Annotated in this window: 17 protein-coding genes, 1 tRNA gene and 1 pseudogene; 15 read left to right on the forward strand and 4 right to left on the reverse strand. The window is 62.4% G+C overall.

Translation table 11 applies throughout. The annotated features are described in order from the left end of the window. Positions 1-27 precede the first annotated feature (27 nt). From mutY to mutM, 3 genes are all read right to left on the reverse strand, one after another. Entirely contained in the window at positions 28-1,098 is a 1,071-nt protein-coding gene (mutY, locus tag ACQ4MJ_RS15695) for an A/G-specific adenine glycosylase (RefSeq protein WP_431152018.1), read from the reverse strand. After that, positions 1,095-3,056 carry a dynamin family protein gene (locus ACQ4MJ_RS15700; protein WP_055399056.1) on the reverse strand — a complete coding sequence of 654 codons (1,962 nt, stop codon included), beginning with the start codon at positions 3,054-3,056 and terminating at the stop codon, positions 1,095-1,097. The genes mutY and ACQ4MJ_RS15700 overlap by 4 nt, the downstream gene beginning before the upstream one ends. A gap of 106 nt (positions 3,057-3,162) precedes the next feature. Further along, positions 3,163-3,978 carry a bifunctional DNA-formamidopyrimidine glycosylase/DNA-(apurinic or apyrimidinic site) lyase gene (gene mutM / locus ACQ4MJ_RS15705; protein ID WP_431152016.1) on the reverse strand — a complete coding sequence of 272 codons (816 nt, stop codon included), beginning with the start codon at positions 3,976-3,978 and terminating at the stop codon, positions 3,163-3,165. 29 nt (positions 3,979-4,007) lie between these two features. Between mutM and ACQ4MJ_RS15710 the strand changes: the two genes are divergently transcribed. The 7 genes from ACQ4MJ_RS15710 to pth all read left to right on the forward strand — a co-directional run bounded on the left by ACQ4MJ_RS15710 (position 4,008) and on the right by pth (position 9,911). After that, entirely contained in the window at positions 4,008-5,786 is a 1,779-nt protein-coding gene (locus tag ACQ4MJ_RS15710; protein WP_306553444.1) for a tetratricopeptide repeat protein, read from the forward strand. An 80-nt stretch (positions 5,787-5,866) separates the two neighbouring features. Further along, entirely contained in the window at positions 5,867-6,322 is a 456-nt protein-coding gene (locus ACQ4MJ_RS15715; protein WP_431152015.1) for a lipoprotein insertase outer membrane protein LolB, read from the forward strand. 30 nt (positions 6,323-6,352) lie between these two features. Further along, positions 6,353-7,210 carry a 4-(cytidine 5'-diphospho)-2-C-methyl-D-erythritol kinase gene (gene ispE / locus ACQ4MJ_RS15720; protein ID WP_431152014.1) on the forward strand — a complete coding sequence of 286 codons (858 nt, stop codon included), beginning with the start codon at positions 6,353-6,355 and terminating at the stop codon, positions 7,208-7,210. Positions 7,211-7,240: 30 nt separating this feature from the next. Beyond that, positions 7,241-7,317, forward strand: a tRNA-Gln gene (locus ACQ4MJ_RS15725). Positions 7,318-7,363: 46 nt separating this feature from the next. Then, the gene (locus ACQ4MJ_RS15730) at positions 7,364-8,338 is read left to right on the forward strand and encodes a ribose-phosphate pyrophosphokinase (protein ID WP_055399067.1); all 975 of its coding nucleotides are present in this window, start codon (positions 7,364-7,366) and stop codon (positions 8,336-8,338) included. Positions 8,339-8,509: 171 nt separating this feature from the next. Further along, positions 8,510-9,145, forward strand: coding sequence for a 50S ribosomal protein L25/general stress protein Ctc (locus tag ACQ4MJ_RS15735; RefSeq protein WP_055399069.1), 636 nt, complete (start codon positions 8,510-8,512; stop codon positions 9,143-9,145). A 157-nt stretch (positions 9,146-9,302) separates the two neighbouring features. Next, on the forward strand, positions 9,303-9,911 hold the full coding sequence (gene pth / locus ACQ4MJ_RS15740) for an aminoacyl-tRNA hydrolase (protein WP_055399071.1): 609 nt from the start codon (positions 9,303-9,305) through the stop codon (positions 9,909-9,911). 112 nt (positions 9,912-10,023) lie between these two features. Here pth and ACQ4MJ_RS15745 read toward each other — a convergent pair whose 3' ends face one another. After that, positions 10,024-10,281 (reverse strand): YfhL family 4Fe-4S dicluster ferredoxin, encoded by a 258-nt coding sequence (locus ACQ4MJ_RS15745; RefSeq protein WP_055399073.1) that lies wholly within the window; start codon positions 10,279-10,281, stop codon positions 10,024-10,026. A gap of 208 nt (positions 10,282-10,489) precedes the next feature. Between ACQ4MJ_RS15745 and ACQ4MJ_RS15750 the strand changes: the two genes are divergently transcribed. From ACQ4MJ_RS15750 to ACQ4MJ_RS15785, 8 genes and pseudogenes are all read left to right on the forward strand, one after another. Further along, positions 10,490-11,452 (forward strand): ABC transporter permease, encoded by a 963-nt coding sequence (locus ACQ4MJ_RS15750; protein WP_055399075.1) that lies wholly within the window; start codon positions 10,490-10,492, stop codon positions 11,450-11,452. A 7-nt stretch (positions 11,453-11,459) separates the two neighbouring features. Next, positions 11,460-12,332 carry an ABC transporter permease gene (locus tag ACQ4MJ_RS15755; protein WP_055399077.1) on the forward strand — a complete coding sequence of 291 codons (873 nt, stop codon included), beginning with the start codon at positions 11,460-11,462 and terminating at the stop codon, positions 12,330-12,332. Positions 12,333-12,365: 33 nt separating this feature from the next. Continuing rightward, complete coding sequence (locus ACQ4MJ_RS15760; RefSeq protein WP_121423058.1) at positions 12,366-13,406, forward strand: ABC transporter ATP-binding protein; 1,041 nt, start codon at positions 12,366-12,368, stop codon at positions 13,404-13,406. Then, positions 13,403-14,278: an ATP-binding cassette domain-containing protein gene (locus ACQ4MJ_RS15765; RefSeq protein WP_431152011.1), complete on the forward strand. Its 876-nt coding sequence runs from the start codon at positions 13,403-13,405 to the stop codon at positions 14,276-14,278. The genes ACQ4MJ_RS15760 and ACQ4MJ_RS15765 overlap by 4 nt, the downstream gene beginning before the upstream one ends. Positions 14,279-14,380: 102 nt before the next feature. After that, positions 14,381-15,871, forward strand: a complete 1,491-nt coding sequence (locus ACQ4MJ_RS15770) for an ABC transporter substrate-binding protein (RefSeq protein ID WP_431152009.1) — start codon at positions 14,381-14,383, stop codon at positions 15,869-15,871. A gap of 116 nt (positions 15,872-15,987) precedes the next feature. Further along, the gene (locus ACQ4MJ_RS15775) at positions 15,988-17,391 is read left to right on the forward strand and encodes an amidase (RefSeq protein ID WP_431152008.1); all 1,404 of its coding nucleotides are present in this window, start codon (positions 15,988-15,990) and stop codon (positions 17,389-17,391) included. 103 nt (positions 17,392-17,494) lie between these two features. Then, on the forward strand, positions 17,495-18,103 hold the full coding sequence (locus ACQ4MJ_RS15780; protein WP_055399085.1) for a hypothetical protein: 609 nt from the start codon (positions 17,495-17,497) through the stop codon (positions 18,101-18,103). Positions 18,104-18,126: 23 nt separating this feature from the next. Beyond that, positions 18,127-19,464, forward strand: a pseudogene (locus ACQ4MJ_RS15785) (tetratricopeptide repeat protein); the annotation flags it as partial. Positions 19,465-19,731: the final 267 nt, after the last annotated feature.

A 19,731-nucleotide genomic window follows, 5' to 3' on the forward strand; every position in this document is an offset into this window, starting at 1 on the left:
TATCTACGCAACAAAGCCCGGGCACGCTCACCACAACTGAGCTTGGGTCGAATCAAGCAGCTTGCGGATGGGGGCAGGCAGGCCGATAGAGGACCACTCATTGACCCCAAACCACGCCCCTTCTTCAGTGGGCTGATCCGGAATCTCCCCCGTGACCAACACGGGGTGAAGATGCAAATCCCTGTGTGTCAGCACATGGAGAAAACGCTGGAGTTCGTTGCAGGAGATGCGAGAAGCATCACCTAAGAATTTGACATATCCGTTCAAAGAGGCGCCGTCGGCGAAGACCGGCACACAATGCATGCCAGCCCATATCCCAGCAGAGGGGCGACGTTGCAACCACACCTGACCAGCAGAATTTCGAAGTACCAGAAGCTGCCAAGACTCAGACCGGCGTGCCAGCTTGCGCGTCTTGACGGGGTAGCGTTGTGGGTCTCCGTCTTTGAATGCCACACAGCGGCCCGCCAAAGGACACCGGTCGCAACGTGGCAATCGTGGCGTACAAATCGACGCTCCCAGATCCATGAGTCCCTGGGTATAGCGGGGCATGGCCGTAAGCAGATTTTTCTGCGGCAGCAGTGACTCCGCCTCCTTCCAGAGCAGACGCTCGTTTCCCGACGACGCGAGGTCCTTTTCAAAGCCGAGCAAACGCGTCAAAACCCTGCGCACGTTGGCATCAAGAATAGGCACGCGTTCAGAGAAACAGAATGCGGCAATCGCTCCAGCGGTGGAACGACCAATCCCCGGCAAGGTAGCCAGCATCTCGGCGGAGCGAGGAAAGGAGCCTCCGTGCTCTGCCACAACCTGCTGGGCGCAGCGATGCAGGTTGCGAGCCCGGGTGTAGTAGCCCAGCCCGCTCCAGAGACCCATCACTTCATCCTGCTCTGCCTGCGATAGGGCCACTACGTCGGGAAAACGCTCCAGAAAGCGCGCGTAGTAGTCAAGTACCGTCGTAACCTGCGTTTGCTGCAGCATGATCTCGGACAGCCAGACCCGGTACGGATCGCGCGTCTGTTGCCAAGGCAGGTGATTGCGGCCATGAGACGCCTGCCATGCGACCACGAGCCCAGCCACATCCTCCCGCCCGCCGCTGCTCATGCAGATACCAGATGGCTACCCGATGTCACGGAGTCAAGACCGGGCAGAGCAACAAGCTGAGAGGTCAGCTCCTGCAGCCTTTGCTCCAGTTGGACCAACTCATCCTCACTCGCTTCAATTTCCGCAATGCGCTCCACCAAACCGCTGGCAGCCTGCTGAATGCGATCCACAGCCTCGATGCGACGCGCAAAACTACGGCGACGCTCACGCAGCTGCGCATCCAGTTGGGCCGTAGCAGATTTGCTCCACAGTTCAAGATCGTTCGCGGCCGATTCATACACGGTGCGCAAACGCATGGCAAGAGCCCGGACCAGACGTTCCGCAAACTCAGGCTGGGCCAGCTTGAGCGCGTTCCCCATGCCGAGGTATTGGAGATGGCTCTGTTCGATCTGATTGAGATCGTGCGTAAAGTGCTCCAGCTGCGGAGGCGAGGGGACCTGCAGAGAAAAGCCGAACTCGGCATTGAGTTGCCTGAAGGTGCCACCCAACATGGCCTGAATCTCAGTGCCTGACGCTTGTGCTTTGTCCAGCGTACCGCGCAACTTGTCGAAAGTCTGAAGATAGATTTTCTTCACCCCCAGCTTGAGCCCTTTTTGCTGCAGGGTCTGTGCCAATTCCGAAAGCTCGACTTTGAGCGCCTTGGCTCCCAACTGCTGAAATACATCTCGAAGCAGCTTCAGATGGACCGCACGCACCGCCTGGATTTTGGAAGTGCTCAGGTCAAACTCCCGCTGTTCCTGTTCGATGCGGTGCCGCATCGATTCGATCACAGACGCATTCTTGCCGCGCAAGCTTCGCAATTCGGCCATCTGGTCGTCAAGATCTCGGCGTCGGATATTGATGACCCGAGAAGTCTCAGTGCGCAAACTGGCCACGCCGTTGGCCACAGCCGCCCGCAAAATAGACTGCCGCCGCCCCATGATTCCTTTGGCCAGCGCCTCTTCCAGAACAGGCAGGCCGCTGGTCTCCAGCAGCAGATCATCAGCAGTGATCTTGGCGACCAGCCCTTTTTGCGCAGACACGGGCACAACCCTGTCCAGCGGAACACCCAGCATTTCTGCAGACGTACTGCACTGGCGCTCCATCTGCGCCTGCACCTGCTCTGCAGAATTGAGCGTGTCCCACAAGGTGTCTATCTTGTTGAGCACCACCAGCCGGGCGTCCATGCTGTCCGCCGAAATGGCAAGGTGCTCGCGCCAGATGGACAAATCAGAGCGGGTAACTCCGGTGTCAGCGCTCAGAATGAAGACCACCGCATGCGCCTGCGGAATCAGGTTGACGGTAAGTTCAGGCTCAGCGCCCACGGCATTCAGCCCTGGTGTGTCCAGAATCACCAGCCCCTGTTTCAGCAAAGGATGGGGAATATTGATGAGGGCGTGGCGCCACATGGGCACCTCCACCAAGCCCTGGGCATCAGGCACAGGGTTTTCATCGGTCAGATCATCGTGCCAAAAGCCCAATGCCCGCGCGTTGTCCAGGCTGACCTTTCGTACTTCGGCCACCTTTTCGAGCGCCTTGGCAATCTGGTCCGCGTTTCCGACATCCAGGGGGATCTCCTGCCACCGGTCCGTTTTAACCCGCCACTCCGCTAGGCTCTGCATCTGCAGTCGGGTTTCAATGGGCAGCAGCCGAAGGCTGGGCGCCACGCTGGCATCGTACCCAAGTTCGGTGGGGCACATGGTGGTGCGCCCTGCACTCGCAGGCATGATGCGGCGGCCATAGTCTGCAAAGAAGATCGCGTTGATCAACTCAGATTTGCCGCGCGAAAATTCGGCAACAAACGCCACCATGACCTTGTCGCTGCGAACCTGCTCCTCCAGGCGTTGCAGCCGCTCCTGGACGGCTGCGTCCATGAGTTCGTGCGAGGACATCCACTCGGCCAGCCGCTTGAGTTGCTGGGCGAACTCACGCCGCCAGGCACCATGCTGGTCGAACTGTTCGTTGAATGAAGGTCCCACTTTGCTCCCAGAGATCTAAGAATGGCCTGCAGGGCAGGCATACACAAAATATAGCATCGACCGCTCGCGGGCCGTCATGCCACGGCGAATTGGTGCTTGACCTTATTCAAGGCCGCTGGCACATCGGGCAAAAATAGCTGCTCCGCTGCCCCTGGCGCAGCACCTTTATCGAAGTGCCACAAACATGGCATGGCGCTCCATCGCGTCCATAAACGTTGGTCTGGGTCTGAAAGTGGCCTGCCATTCCATCTGCATTGGAAAAATCGCGCAGCGTGCTGCCCCCCATATCCACGGCCCGCGCCAATACAGACCGAATGGCAGCGTGCAATTTGAGCACCCGCGCAGGCCCGATACGCGACGCACTCGTCGTGGGACGGATTCCAGCCAGAAAAAGCACTTCTGACGCGTAGATATTGCCAACCCCCACCACCAGCCGGCCAGCCAGGAGCAACTGTTTGATGGGCATCTGGCTCTTTTTCAGACCAGCCTGGAAAACAGCAAGAGAGAATCCGTCAGACAGCGGCTCCATTCCCAGCCCGCCCAGAAGCTTGGTCGCAACAGGGTCTTGCTCCCCATGAACGTACACCACGGCACCGAATCGGCGCGGATCGTGCAACCGCAGCGTCCCCTGGCTGGTCAGCATGTCAAAGTGATCGTGGACTCCGGCCGCCGGTAACCCCTGGCCGAAGCGCAGGCTGCCCGACATCCCAAGATGCACAAGCAGAACTCCTCGACTGGTATCGGCCAGCAAATATTTTCCGCGGCGGCGCAGGCCCATCACCTGCTGCCCCACCAAAGTCTGTGGCGCGCACCCCAGAGGCCAGCGCAAGGATTTGCCGAGGGTGACCGCCTCAATGCGGGCGCCAGTGATGGCCTGAACCAAACTGCGGCGGGTCACTTCCACTTCGGGCAACTCAGGCATACAAAGACCCCGGCAATGGGTTAACAGGCATGGATTATTATGACCCGATGGTGCTATTTCACAGCTTTCGGATTGCCGCATTGACGACCGTGATCGCGGTATCCGCCCACTCAGCATGGGCACAACAGACCGGCAGTGACAGCCGCCCCGCCACAGATGAATCTCCAGTGGTATCCAACCCGGCACTGGATGCTGAATTGTTCTACGAGATTTTCCTGGGCGAAATCAGCGCCCGGACAGGCGACCCCGGTGCTGGTTATGCCTTCATGCTGGAGGCTGCACGCCGCAGCGCAGACGGCCAACTCTACCAAAGGGCCGCAGATATCGCCTTGCAGTCACGATCGGGTGAATATGCACTGGCAGCGGCCAAGGCATGGAAAGAGGCTCTGCCACAGTCGCGCGAGGCGAATCGCTATGTGCTGCAAATTCTTGTTGCACTGAACCGTATTGGCGAAACACCCGATCTGCTGCGCCAGGAACTCGCCCAATCATCCCCCCGCGCAAAGGCTTCGACCCTGTCTGCACTGCCCCAGATGTATGGGCGTGCCAGCGACAAGGCGCTGGCAGCGAAGGTGGTGGAAGCCGCCCTCGTGGACGAGCTTTCCCACCCTGCCACCGGCCCTGTGGCCTGGGTATCCCTGGGTCGCCTTCGCCTCGCGGCGGGTGATAAATCGGGGGCACTGGATGCCGCTCGGCGCGCGCAGGCCCTTGACGACGCTAACGAGGGGGCAGCCAGGCTGGCGCTGGAGCTGATGGAAGAGAACACCCCCGAGGCCGAACCACTGGTAACACAAGCACTTGCCAAACAACCCGTGCCAGAGTTGCGAATGGGCTATGCGCGGGTTCTTTTGGGCTTGCAGCGCTATCCCGATGCTGCCCGCCAACTGGAATACGTCACCAAAGAGAAACCGGACTTGGTAGAGGCCTGGCTGGTGCTGGCCACCCTGCAGTTGCAAGACAACAGGCTCTCCGCTGCAGAGAGTGCGCTGCAGCGCTTCATGGAGCTCACCTCCGCCGCGACCGATCCTGAAGTGCGTCAGAAAGGGCTTACGCAAGCCTATTTGCTGTCCGCACAGCTCGCAGAGAAGAAGGGCGATTTTGCCGCTGCAGAAGCGTGGCTGAACCGCATCGACAACGTGGACGAAGCCTTCAGTGCGCAAAGCCGCCGCGCGTCCCTGCTGGCACGGCAGGGCAAAGTGGCCCAGGCGCGGGAACTGCTGCGAAACCTGCCAGGAACCTCTGCTGACGACAAACGCATGAAGCTGCTGGCCGAGGTGCAGCTACTGCGTGACCTGCGGCTTTACCAGGAAGCCTACCAAGTCCAGAGCGAGCTTGTGGCGCTCGCACCTGATGACGCCGAACTGGTGTATGACCAAGCCATGCTGGCCGAAAAAGCGGGTCACCCGGAGACTATGGAGAAGCTGCTGAGGCAGGTGATTTCCCAGAAGCCTCAATACCACCATGCCTACAACGCCCTCGGTTATTCATTGGCAGACCGGGGCGTGCGCTTGGACGAAGCCAAACAGCTGATTCTGAAAGCTATGGAGTTCGCCCCCTCCGATCCCTTCATTACCGACAGCCTAGGCTGGGTGGAGTTTCGCATGGGCAACAAGGCAGAGGCCAAGCGGCACCTGGAAACCGCCTACAAAGCTCGCCCGGATGTAGAAATCGCAGCGCATCTCGGTGAGGTGCTTTGGAGCCTGGGTGACAAGGAAGCTGCCCTCAAGGTCTGGAAAGAAGGCGCACGGACAAGCCCTGACAATGAAACGCTGAAAGAAACGCTGAAGCGCCTTGGGGTGAGCCTTTGATGTACGGTGGTTCAGGAACTCCTTTTCAACGCGTTACGCGCCTCACGGTCGGCCCACGTCTCGCCGGGCTGCTGTTGTGGGTGGCCTGCGCACTGTGGCTGGTCGGCTGCGCGCAGCCGCCACAAGTACCTGCAGGCGAAGAAGATGCCTGGAATGGGCGTATCGCCCTGCAGGTGGAAGGACAGGCATCGCAGTCGTTCTCTGCAATATTTGAACTGCGGGGCAATGCACAGACCGGGGGGCTTGCACTGATCAGCCCGCTCGGCAGCCGCATCGCACAGCTGGAATGGAAAGATGGCCATGCACAGCTGACCAGCGCGCAGGAATCGCGGACCTCTGATTCGCTCGACGCACTGCTGCAGGATGTGACGGGCACGCGCATCCCCGTGGCCGCCCTGTTCGCCTGGCTCAAGGGTGTACAAACCACTGTGCCAGGTTGGAGGGCCGATCTTTCGGCCCTGGAACAGGGGCGACTGGTGGCACACCGCGACGACCCCGCCCCCCAGGCCACTTTGCGCATCGCACTGACCCGCTAGCCGCCCTCCTCACGCGCCCAATTCGTTGCCATGCAATCCCTGTATGACGTGCCGGCTCCGGCAAAGCTCAACCTTTTCCTTCACATCACAGGCCAACGCGCGGACGGGTACCACCTGCTGCAGTCGGTCTTCATGTTGATCGACTGGTGCGACACCCTCCATTTCGAGCGCCGCGCCGGTGGCGCTATCACACGCGAAGACCTGGGCACAGCACTGCCAGAGCTAGACCTGACGATCAAGGCCGCGCTCGCACTGCAGCGAGCCACCGGCGGCACCCAGGGTGCACACATTGGCGTCGTGAAAAACATCCCCTCGCAGGCGGGCATGGGTGGTGGCTCTTCCGATGCAGCCAGCACCTTGCTTGCCCTTAACAGGTTGTGGGGTCTGAACCTGTCGCAATCGGCACTGGAAGCTATTGGTCTGAAGCTCGGTGCAGACATTCCATTTTTTTTACGCGGTCACAACGCTTGGGTCGAAGGAATTGGTGAGACAATCACGCCGCTTGAGAAAGCACAGCAACTACCGCAAGCGCGCTTTGCCATCGTGAAGCCCGCTGCAGGCTTGGAGACAAAAGCAATTTTTTCGTCACCAAGTTTGAAACGCGATTCAGATAGTGCTACAATCTTAGGCTTTGCTGCAGCACACTTTGACTTCGGTCGAAACGACTTGCAGCCAGTTGCCCAGGCACTTTGCCCCGAGGTTACCGAAGCCATTGAATGGTTCGATGCCCGAGGATTGCAAGGCAGGATGACAGGCTCAGGAAGTGCAGTGTTTGCGCATATGTCACATGCAGTTGACTTGAGTGGAGCCCCACAGGGCTGGCAAGTTAAGGAATGTGAAAATCTGATGGTCCATCCTCTGGCAGGTTGGGCATCAGGCAAGAATTAAGGTTAGCTGCCTTCGGTAGTTGACCTGTGTAGGGGAGTCGCCAAGCTGGTTAAGGCACCGGATTTTGATTCCGGCATGCGAAGGTTCGAATCCTTCTTCCCCTGCCAAACGCTTTCCGCGTACGGGCTTTTATTTCAGACTGCTGGGACGCTCATGCAAGCCAACCACCCCGACTTCATGGTTTTCACCGGCAATGCCAATCCAGGCATGGCAGCTGAAATTGCCCAACACCTCGGCACCACCCTCGGTGCGGCTGACGTGGGTCGATTCTCCGACGGTGAAGTCACCGTTGAAATCAAGCAAAACGTGCGTGCACGCGATGTTTTCGTGGTGCAGTCCACCTGCGCCCCCACCAACGAAAACCTCATGGAACTGCTGATCATGGTTGATGCGCTCAAGCGTGCATCGGCTGAGCGCATCAGCGCCGTGATCCCCTACTTCGGCTATGCCCGCCAGGACCGCCGCCCGCGTTCGACGCGCGTGCCTATCACCGCCAAGGTGGTGGCCAACATGCTGCAAGCCGTGGGCGTGGCACGCGTGCTGACCATGGACTTGCATGCCGACCAGATCCAGGGCTTTTTCGACATCCCGGTGGACAACATCTACGCGTCGCCCGTGCTGCTGGGCGACCTGCGTCAGAAGAACTATGAAGACCTGATTGTGGTCTCGCCCGACGTGGGTGGCGTGGTGCGCGCCCGTGCACTGGCCAAGCAGCTCAACTGCGACCTGGCCATCATCGACAAGCGCCGCCCCAAAGCCAACGTGTCCGAAGTCATGCACGTGATCGGCGAAATCGAAGGCCGCAACTGCGTGATCATGGACGACATGATCGACACCGCCGGCACGCTGGTAAAGGCCGCTGAAGTGCTCAAGGAGCGTGGCGCCAAGAAGGTGTACGCCTACTGTACGCACCCTATTTTTTCGGGTCCTGCCATCGAACGCATCGCCAAGGGCTCGGCCCTCGATGAAGTGGTGGTGACCAACACCATCCCGCTGAGCGACAACGCCCGGGGATGCGCCAAGATTCGCCAACTTTCCGTGGCCCCGCTGATCGCAGAGACGATCCAGCGCATTGCCAAGGGTGAGTCGGTGATGAGTCTGTTCTCGGACCAAGACAACCTGTTCTGACAAACGCGGGGCTCGCAAGAGGCCTTCGGCTTGGAAAGACGGTTGAACAGGACACCAAGCCTCCTTCGGGAGGCTTGTCTGTTGGTTCGGGAACGAAGTGTGGCCTGCTATCGCGGGCCTTTTTAAAACAGGGCAAGACTGGTCGCGGTCTGTCCTTTTCAGGAGCTAGTTATGAACTTCGTCGCTTTTGAGCGCGCCAAGCAAGGTACGGGTGCGAGCCGCCGTCTGCGCAATTCGGGCAAGACGCCTGGCATCGTCTACGGTGGCACCGCCGAACCCCAACTCATCGAGGTGGACCACAATGCACTGTGGCACGCCCTCAAGAAGGAAGCTTTCCACTCCAGCGTGCTGGACATGGAAGTTGCCGGCACGACCTCCAAGGTTCTGCTGCGTGACGTGCAATACCACCCCTACAAGCAACTCGTGCTGCACATCGACTTCCAGCGCGTGGACGAAAAGACCAAGCTGCACATGAAGGTGCCACTGCACTACAGCGGTGCTGACGAGTCCAACGCCGTCAAGGTCGACAAGTGCATGGTCAACCCGATCGTGAATGAGCTGGACGTGACCTGCATGCCTTCGGACCTGCCTGAGTTCATCGCTGTGGACCTGTCCAAGCTGGAAAAGGGCGCATCCCTGCACCTGAAGGACATCAAGCTGCCCAAGGGCGTGACGGCCAAGATCCGTGGCGGTCAGAACAACAACCCCGTGCTGGTGTCCGTGGTGCCTCCAGTGGTGGTCGTTGAGACCCCTGCCGAAGCCGCTCCTGCTGCCGATGCCAAGGGCAAGGGCAAGGGCAAGAAGTAATCGGTCAACGACCTCGATGACTTCACCCGGTCAGCCCGCCCTGCGGCGTTGACCCCCAACGGCCCACCTTGTGTGGGCCGTTTTCATTGGCGCAAAGCCATTCGCATCTGCAAACCGTCTGGCTCTAACCACCCCACACCCACCGATAATCCCGCCAATGATCAAGCTGTTTGTAGGCCTTGGAAACCCCGGGCCAGACTACGAAGCCACCCGCCACAACGCCGGTTTCTGGTGGATTGATGCGCTGGCGCGCGAACTCAAGGCCACGCTGGTGCCCGAGCGCAGCTACCACGGGCTGGTAGCGCGCACGACGGTGCATGGGCAAAGCGTCTGGCTGCTGCAGCCACAGACCTTCATGAACCTCTCCGGCAAGTCGGTGGCTTCGCTGGCGCGCTTCTTCAAGATCCAGCCCGAAGAAATCCTGGTGGTGCATGACGAACTGGACATTCCGCCAGGGCAGGTCAAGCTCAAGCGCGGCGGCAGCCATGCAGGGCACAACGGCCTGCGGGACATCCATGGCCAGCTCGGCTCCCCTGACTATTGGCGCCTGCGCGTGGGCATCGGCCACCCGGGCGTGAAAAGCGAAGTCGCCAACTGGGTGCTCAAAAAGCCCTCCCCCGACCAGCGCACGCTGATCGAAGACAGCATCGTCCATTCGCTGAAGGCCTACCCGGCCATGCTGGCAGGCGAGATGGACAAGGCCACCTTGCTCATCCACACCACCAAACCGCCGCGCCCCAAGCCCCCCCGCCCTGCAGAAGACTGAGCGGCACGGCAGGGGTAACGACGGTCCGTCGCATCCCCTTCGGTCAATAGCTATTATTTTTATAGCTTCTTGCGCTTGATGGATAAGCGCTAGAACCAAAAAACACTACAAACTAACTCGAAGCTGGCGCCTGCAACCGCTGGAACTTCTGCCACAGGGTTTCGCGGTTCTCGACGTGCTGCGGGTTCACGGGGATGCAGGCGACGGGGCAGACCTGCACACATTGGGGCTCGTCAAAGTGCCCCACACATTCCGTGCACTTGTTCGGGTCGATCTCGTAGATCTCCTGCCCCAGATAGATGGCCTGGTTAGGGCATTCGGGCTCGCACACATCACAGTTGATGCACTCGTCGGTGATCATCAGCGCCATACGGCCTCCCTGGGCACAGGGCCAAAAACAATGGAGACGGGGTACGCGGCGCGGTTCATGCTCCGTATTATCCCGCGCTGGTGGCATGTGCCTTGCATGCCACACTGCAACCCACCACCGCTGACGGGGATGTTTTTACCGTTATGCTGTGTATACACATTAATTTTGACGCCCGCGCGCCCTAACCCTCTCCTCACCCACCTCACCCATGGGCCTGTTTTTTCTCAAGCGGTTTATTACCCTACTGGCCACGCTGATCGGCGCGTCCATTGTTGTGTTTCTGGTGCTGGAGATCCTGCCGGGCAACGCCGCCCAAATGCTCATGGGACCCGACGCCTCGCCCGAAGCCGTGGCTGCGCTGGCCAGCAAGCTGGGGTTGGACCAGCCCGCCAGCCTGCGCTACTGGCAATGGGTGAGCGGGCTGGTGGTGGGCAACATGGGCGACAGCTATGCCTACAGCTCACCCGTGCTCGACCTGGTGCTGGAACGCCTGGCCCTCACGGTGCCGCTGGCACTGATGGCCATGGTCATCACCACCGTGCTGGCCCTGGTGGCAGGTGTGTATGCAGCATCGCGCCACAACAAGATCGGTGATGTCGGCGTGATGGGGCTGGCGCAGATCGGAATTGCCATTCCCAATTTCTGGTTCGCCATCCTGCTGATCCTGCTGTTCTCCGTGAAATTACAGTGGTTCTCGGCCGGTGGCTTCCCCGGCTGGACCGAAGACGCTGGTGGTAGTCCACTCGAAGCCCTCAAGGCCCTGCTGTTGCCCGCGATTGCGCTGGCCGTGGTGCAGGCCGCCATCCTCGCGCGCATCACGCGCTCGGCCGTGCTGGAGGTGCTGCGCGAAGACTTTGTGCGCACTGCCCGCGCCAAGGGCCTGTCGCAGCGCGCGGCGCTCTGGGGCCATGTGCTGCGCAACGCCATGATCCCGGTGATCACCGTGATGGGGCTGCAGTTTGCCAACCTGCTGGCGGGCACCATCGTGGTGGAGAACGTGTTCTACCTGCCCGGCCTGGGGCGCCTGATCTTCCAGTCCATCTCCAACCGCGACCTGATCGTGGTGCGCAACTGCGTGATGCTGCTCGCCGCCATGGTGGTCATCGTGAATTTCGTGGTGGACATCCTTTACGCCGTGATCGACCCGCGCGTGAAGGCCTCCGACATCTGACCCCCCCATGAACGCTGTCATTCCTTCGCCTTCTGTCACCTCTGCCCCCAGCTGGCTGCACCGCGCGCTGCGCCACCGCAGCTTCGTGATCGGCGCCGTTCTGTCGCTGCTGCTCCTGCTGGCCGCTGCACTGTCGCTGGTCTGGACACCCTGGTCGCCCTACGAGATGGACCTGGCCTCCAAGCTGCAGCCGCCCACCGGCACACACTGGCTGGGCACCGATGCCTTTGGGCGTGATGTGGCGTCGCTGTTGCTGGTGGGTGCGCGCAATTCCATTCTGGTGGGCGTGATCGCCGTGGGCATCGGGCTGACCGTTGGCACGGCGCTGGGCCTGCTGGCAGCGGCCAAGCGCGGCTGGGTCGAAGAACTCATCATGCGGCTGGCCGACTTTACGTTTGCCTTCCCGGCCATCCTGTCCGCCATCATGCTCACCGCTGTGTTCGGCGCGGGCATCGTCAACTCCATCATTGCCATCGGCATCTTCAACATCCCGACGTTTGCGCGCGTCACCCGTGCATCGGCCAACGCGGTGTGGTCGCGTGAGTACATCCTGGCGTCGCGCGCCTGCGGCAAGGGCAGCTTGCGCATCACGCTGGAGCATGTGCTGCCCAACATCCTGTCGGTGCTCATCGTGCAGGCCACCATCCAGTTCGCCATTGCCATCCTGGCCGAAGCCGCCCTCTCCTATTTGGGCCTGGGCACCCAGCCGCCCCAACCCTCCTGGGGCCGCATGCTCAGCGAAGCACAGACGCTGATGTTCCAGGCCCCGCTGCTGGCCGTCTGGCCTGGTGTGGCGATTGCGCTGGCCGTGCTGGGGCTGAACCTGCTGGGCGATGGTCTGCGCGACCTGCTGGACCCACGCTTGTCGCGCAAGCGCTGAAACCTCCGCCGAACCTTGCACGAACTGTTCTCCATGTCTTTCCTGCTCGAAGTCTCCAACCTCCGCATCCGCCTGCAGACGCACCGGGGCCCGGCCGATGCCGTGCGCGGCGTGAGCTTTTCGCTGGCGCGCGGTGAAACCCTGGGCCTGATTGGTGAATCGGGCTGTGGCAAATCCATCACCGCCATGTCGCTCATGGGGCTGCTGCCTGACAGCGCGCAGGTCACCGGCAGCATTCGCTTTGATGGCCAAGAGCTGGTGGGCCGCACCGATGCACAGATGTGCCAGATGCGCGGCAACCGCATTGGCATGGTGTTCCAGGAGCCCATGACCGCGCTCAACCCCGTGCACACCATAGGCCGCCAGGTGGCAGAGCCGCTGCGCCTGCACCGGGGCATGAATGCGGCAGCCGCACGCACCGAAGCCATTGCCCTGCTGGACCGCGTGGGCATTCCCAACGCCGCGCAGCGCTTTGACGCCTATCCGCACCAGTTCTCCGGCGGGCAACGCCAGCGCATCACCATCGCGATGGCGCTGGCCTGCGGGCCCGACCTGCTGATTGCCGACGAGCCCACCACGGCGCTCGATGTGACGATCCAGCAGCAGATCCTGGACCTCATCAGCGATCTGGTGGCCGAGCGCAACATGGCGCTCATCCTGATCTCGCACGACCTGGGCGTGATCTCGCAGAACGTGGACCGCATGATGGTGATGTACGGCGGCAGCGTGGTCGAAAGCGGCTCCACCGCCTCGGTCTTCTCGGCCATGGCCCACCCCTACACACGCGGCCTGTTTGCCGCCCGGCCTCACCTGGGCGCCGTGCACGCGCCCGGCCAGCGCCCTCGCCTGTCCACCATCCCCGGCACGGTGCCTGAGCTGGTCGACCTGCCTTCAGGTTGCCCTTTTGCGGGCCGCTGCAGCTACACGGTGGATGCCTGCCACCACAACCAGCCCGAGGCCACGCTCGTGGCCACCGATGCCGATGGCGACCACGAGGTGCGCTGTCTGCGGCGCGAGGCCATTGCCGAAGCCCAGAGTGCCCAGGTGGTAAACATCGTCGAGGTGGCCGCATGACCCAGGCGCTGCACAGCACCCATCCCGCAGAAACGCCGCTGCTGCAGGTCAAAGACCTGGTGCGTGAATACACGCTGCCGCGCGACCATCTGTTCAAGCCACCCGGCAAGGTGCATGCCCTCAACGGCGTGAACTTCTCCATTGCATCGGGCCGCAGCCTGGGCATCGTTGGCGAATCGGGCTCGGGCAAGTCCACCCTGGCACGGCTGGTAATGGCGCTCGATACCCCCACCTCCGGCACGGTCGAGCTGCTGGGCCGCAACCTGCACCAGTTGCCCGCCGAGCAGCTGCGCCAGGCGCGGCGCGACTTTCAGATGGTGTTCCAGGACCCATATGGATCACTGGACCCGCGCCAGACGGTCGAGCGCATCGTGACCGAGCCACTGCAGGCGCAAGGACAGACCACGCGCGCCGAGCAGCGCGAGCAGGCCGCCCAGGTGCTGGCCCAGGTGGGCCTGCGCACCAACGACCTGGGCAAGTACCCGCACGAATTTTCTGGCGGCCAGCGCCAGCGCATCGCCATTGCACGCGCCCTCATCACCCGGCCCCGCCTCATCGTGGCGGACGAACCCGTGAGCGCACTCGACGTGTCGGTACAGGCCCAGGTGCTGAACCTGATGCAGGACCTGCAGCAGCAGTTCGGCATCACCTACATGCTCATCAGCCACGACCTCGCCGTGGTGAATCACCTGTGCGACGAGGTGGTGGTGCTGTACCAGGGCCGCATCGTAGAGCGGGGCTCTCCCGGAGAGCTGTTCCGCAACGCGCAGCACCCGTACACGCAATCGCTGGTGGGTGCGGTGCCGCAGGTGCTGCCGGGCCGTGCAAGGGCGCGCCGTGCCGCTGCTGCGGCCGCAGCAAAAAACGTGTAACCAAATACCGATGTGATGGTGTAAAAAGCTTTTGTGCTCCCCGGTAACCCATTGCAAAGGCGCCGGGGTCTTCGTCTGGTTTTTTGTCTGGAGAGTCCGAACATGCTGAACCGCCGTACCGTCCTTGCCACTGGCGCCATCGCCGCTGTGCCTTTGTCCACCTCGCTTGGCGCCATGGCGCAAAGCCGCAAAGATGCGGTGACGCTGGCGATGACGCTGGAGCCCCCAGGCCTGGACCCGACAGCCGGTGCCGCGTCTGCCATCGCCGAGATCGTTCAGTACAACATCTTCGAGACGCTCACCAAGATCAACCCCGACGGCAGCGTGTCGCCCCTGCTGGCCGAAAGCTGGGAGGTCTCGCCCGACCTCAAGACCTACACCTTCAAGCTGCGCCGTGGCGTGAAGTTCCAGAACGGCGAGCCCTTCACCGCTGCGGCCGTCAAGTTCTCGTACGACCGCGCGGGCGGTGAGAAGAGCACCAACAAGGACAAGCGCACCTTTGCAGGCATCACCACCCAGGTGGTGGACGACTACACCGTGGTGCTGCTCAACAAGGAGATCGACCCCGACCTGTTGTTCATCCTCGGCCAGGCCACCTCCATCATCGTGGAGCCCAAGAGCGCCGACACCAACGCGAACAAGCCCGTGGGCACCGGCCCCTACCAGCTGCAGGCCTGGAACAAGGGCTCGTCCGTGGTGCTGACCGCGTGGGACGGCTACCGCGACGCCAAGGCCATCAAGATCAAGCGCGCCACCTTCCGCTTCATCTCCGACCCCGCCGCCCAGGTGGCCGCCCTGCTGGCCGGTGACGTGGACGCCTTCCCGCGCGTCACACCGCGCAGCGTGGCACAGTTCAAGGCCAACCCGAAGTACCAGGTGATCGTGGCAGGCTCGCGCGCCAAGACCATTCTGGCCATCAACAACGGCAAGAAGCCGCTGGACGATGTGCGCGTGCGCCGCGCCATTGCCGCAGCCATCGACCGCAAGGCCGTGATCGAAGGCGCAGGCGACGGGTACGGTGCGCCCATTGGCAGCCACTATGTGCCCGGCGCCTTTGGCTATGTGGACACCACGGGCGTGAACCCCTACGACCCCGAGAAGGCCAAGAAGCTGCTGGCCGAAGCCGGCATCAAGACGCCGCTGGAGCTGACCATGACGCTGCCTCCCACGCCTTACGCCCGCCAGGGCGGCGAGGTGGTGGCCGCCCAGCTGGCCAAGGTCGGCATCATCGCCAAGATCCAGAACGTGGAATGGGCGCAGTGGCTCAGCGGCACCTATGGCAGCAAGAACTACGACCTGACCATCATCAGCCACGTGGAGCCCTTCGACCTGGGCAACTTTGCCAAGCCCGACTACTACTGGGCCTACAACTCGCCCAAGTTCAACGAGCTGTTCACCCAGATCAAGAACGCCGCCCGCCCTGCCGACCGCGCCAAGCTGCTGGGCGATGCCCAGCGCCTGCTGGCCAACGATGCAGTGCACGCCTTCCTGTACTCCAACCAATGGATCACGGTGGCCAACAAGAACCTCAAGGGCCTGTGGAAAGACATGCCTGTGTTCGTGAACGACATCTCGTCGCTCTCCTGGTCTTGATGCCCCCGCGCCGCACTCGCCACGGTGTGTGCGGCGCGCTCCCAAAACAATAGCTGCCAGCGCTTTACCAGTAAGCGCTGGCGGCCTTTTTTATTGATACCCCCCCACATCCCGCCATGACAGCCCTGCACGACCTGCCCGCCCACGACCTCCTTGCCGCCTACCGCCAGCGCACGCTGTCCCCCGTCGAGGTCACGCAGGCCGTGCTGGCCCACATTGAGCGGTGGGAGCCCCACATCCGCGCCACCTACCTGCTGCGCCCTGAGATGGCCCTGGCACAAGCCCGCGAATCAGAAGCCCGCTGGCTGCGTGGTGAGCCCAAGGGCGCGCTGGACGGCGTGCCCAGCACCATCAAGGAAAACATCGCCACCGAAGGCGATCCAACGCCGCTGGGCACAGCCGCCGTCGAGCTGGTGCCCGCCGCTGCCGATGCACCGCCCGCCGCCCGCATGCGCGAGGCGGGCGCCGTCATCGTGGCCAAGACCACCATGCCTGACTACGGCATGTTGTCCTCGGGCCTGTCCACCTTTCACCCCCTGTCGCGCAACCCGTGGGACACCCGCAAGGGCCCCGGTGGCTCCAGCGCCGGCGGTGGCGCTGCCGCAGCCGCAGGCTACGGCCCACTGCACATCGGCACCGACATCGGCGGCTCGCTGCGCCTGCCCGCCAGCTGGTGCGGCATCTTCAGCCTGAAGCCCAGCCTGGGCCGCATTCCGATCGATCCACCCTACACCGGCCGCGCCGCAGGCCCCATGACCCGCACCGTGGCCGACGCCGCGCTGATGATGCAGGTGCTGAGCCAGCCCGACGCGCGCGACAGCATGAGCCTGCCCTACCAGGACATCGCGTGGAGCCAGTTCAACAAGGGCGCCGAACGCTTGCGCGGCCTGCGCATTGGTTTGCTGCTGGACGCCGGATGCGGCCAGCCGGTGGAGCCCGAGGTGAAAGCCGCCGTAGAACGCGCAGCAAAACTCATGGAGGCGGCGGGCGCCACCATCGTGCCCATGGCGCCTTTCATGACCCAGGCCATGCTCGACGGCATGGACCATTTCTGGCGCATGCGCTCGCACATTGACCTGCAGGCACTGCCTGCCGCACGGCGCGACAAGGTGCTGCCCTACATCCGCACCTGGGCCGACAGCGCAGCGGGCATGAGTGGCACCGAAGTCTTCAACGCCAGCCACCAGTTCCACCTGACGCGGGTCAACACCGTGAAGGCCTGCAGTGCCTTTGACTATGTGATCTCCCCCGTGGCGCCCATGCCCGCCTTCCAGGCCGAACTGCCCTCGCCCACCAACGACCCGCTTCGCCCGCTGGAGCACATCGGCTTCACCGTGCCCTTCAACATGTCCGAGCAACCTGCGGCCTCGGTCAACTGCGGCTACACCACAAGCGGCCTGCCCATCGGCCTGCAGATTGCAGGCGCCCGTTTTGACGACCTGGGCGTGCTGCAGGTGGCACATGCATTCGAGCTGATCCGTGAACCCCAGCGGGCCTGGCCCCAGCCGCCAGCGGGCTGAAAGCATGGCCGGAGGTTGTTGGTAACCTTGGGGGTTTGTTGGCAGACACCGGGCCACCCTGGGCCACCACTCTCCCACCCCCTGTACGAACGCACCACACCGCATGGACATCCTCATCCTGGCGATCCTGATCGCCACCGGCACCTACATGCTCAACGCCAAAGAGCAGCGCAAGCGCATTGCGCTGCTGGGCAGCCACCTGGCCAACTACCAGATCGAAAAGCTCATGGAAGCCCTGACCGACGGCTACCTGCGCGCCCTGGGCGAAAGCACGGACGAGCGCCGCCAGCAGATCTGGAGCCTGCTGAGCACCACCGAGGCGCAACTCACCGAGCAATTCAGCCGGTTTGCCGCCGACTTTGCCAAGGAGCCCGAGGCCACCACACGCGTCAGCCGCCTGGCAATGGCGATCCCCTTTGCCGAGAAGATATTGCCCAGCTTCACCTTCGACATGCGCAAGGCCCTGGCCATCCACGCGCGCGGCATTGCGCACGTGGTGCAGAACACTAGCCACCTCGCGCCCAAGGACCGGGCCTTCATGATGACGGCCGAACTGTTCCTCATGCAGCACACCTGCCACTGGTTCTGCAAATCCAAGACCATTGCCACGGCCCGCATGCTGGCGCGCCACCAGACGCCGCACGAGCAGTTGGTGGCCTCTGTGTCTGCCGACACCCGCAAGGCCTATCTGACGCTGATCAAGGGCGGCTGATCCACCACCCCTAACAATGCCCCATGCCATCCTCCACGCACACCCGCACGACCGATAGCCTGGGCAACCCCGTCACCTTGCAGGACCCGGCAAGCGCCGCCGCCCTGAACGACTTTGTCGAAGGCTTCATCGCCTGCGAAGCCCGCGCGGTGAATGTGCTGAACGCAGCCGCAGACACCAGCCCCATCGTGCAGGCCAGTTGCGCGGCGCTGCACATGTTTGCCGAATCGGCCGACGCACCGCGCGACGCGCGCCCCTTCATCAACCAGGCACTGGCCAACGCCCCACAAGCCAGTGACTGCGAGCAACGTTTTGTCGCCGCCGTGGCTGCCTGGGTGGATGGCGACCTGCCCCGTGCGATTGCGCTGCATGAAGAGCAGGCGCGCCTGTTTCCACGCGACCTGGCATCGCTCAAGCTCGGTCAATACCATTTGTTCAACCGGGGGGACTCGCCCGGCATGCTGCGCCTGGCCCTGCAGGCTGTGCCTGCCGCCGCCGATGTGCCTTACCTGCACGGCATGCTGGCCTTTGGCTGGGAGCAATGCCATTTGCTCGAGCGCGCCGAGGCCTCCGCCCGCCACGCCATCGACCTGTGCCGCAAGGAGCCCTGGGCCCACCACGCCCTGGCACACGTGATGCTGACGCAGGGACGCATCCGCGAAGGTACCGACTTCATGGCCAGCATGAGCGACACCTGGACGGGCCTGAACTCCTTCATGGTCACGCACAACTGGTGGCACCAGGCGCTCTTTCTGCTGGAGCAGGACCGGCACGCCGAAGTGCTGGCGCTGTATGACAGCCAAGTCTGGGGGGTGGTCAAGGAATACACGCAGGACCAGATCGGCGCCGTGTCACTGCTCGCTCGGCTGGAGCTGGCGGGCGTGGATGTGGGGGATCGATGGGCCGACGTGGCCGACCACCTGGCACTGCGTCTGGCCGACCACGTGTTGCCCTTCCTGGACCTGCAATACCTCTACGGCCTGGCCCGCGCCGGGCGCATGGAGGCCGCGCGCACGCTGCAAAGTAACCTTGAGGCCCACGCAAACACCCGCACCGAGGCGCACGAGCGCACTGTGTGGCAGCAGGTGTGTGTGCCTGCAGCGCACGGCCTTCTGGCACATGCGCAGGGCGACTGGGCCACGGCGGTGGAGAAGCTGGGCGTGGCCCTGCCCCGGCTGGTGGAGATTGGCGGCAGCCATGCGCAGCGGGATTTGTTCCACCAGATCTGGGTGGATGCGCTGCAGCGTAATGGGCAGTGGGGGGCGGTGCAGAACGTGTTGCAGCCGTTGGTGAATGGGCAGCCGGAGTCGGTGCGATTGGCGAAGCAGGTGCGGTTAGTGAACAAGCAATTGGGGCTACCTGAAAAGTACAAAAAGCCCGCCTCACAGATCAACAAGTTGCGTCTGAGACTGATGCACCAGCAGGCACTTCAAAGATTGAGTGACTCGGAATTGCTCCATAACGCATCAGACGACGGCGATCAATTTGATTCCCAGTATTTGCTGCGCTTGCTAGGCATGGAGCTTTTGCTCAAAGTGGTTTTTGAGAAAACGCTCCATGAAAAGGCACACGGGCATAGATATGACAAGCTGTTCAAGCGCTTGCCGGAAGATCTGCAAGATCGCCTT

Source organism: Acidovorax facilis (assembly GCF_050626955.1).
GTDB lineage: Bacteria > Pseudomonadota > Gammaproteobacteria > Burkholderiales > Burkholderiaceae_C > Acidovorax > Acidovorax facilis.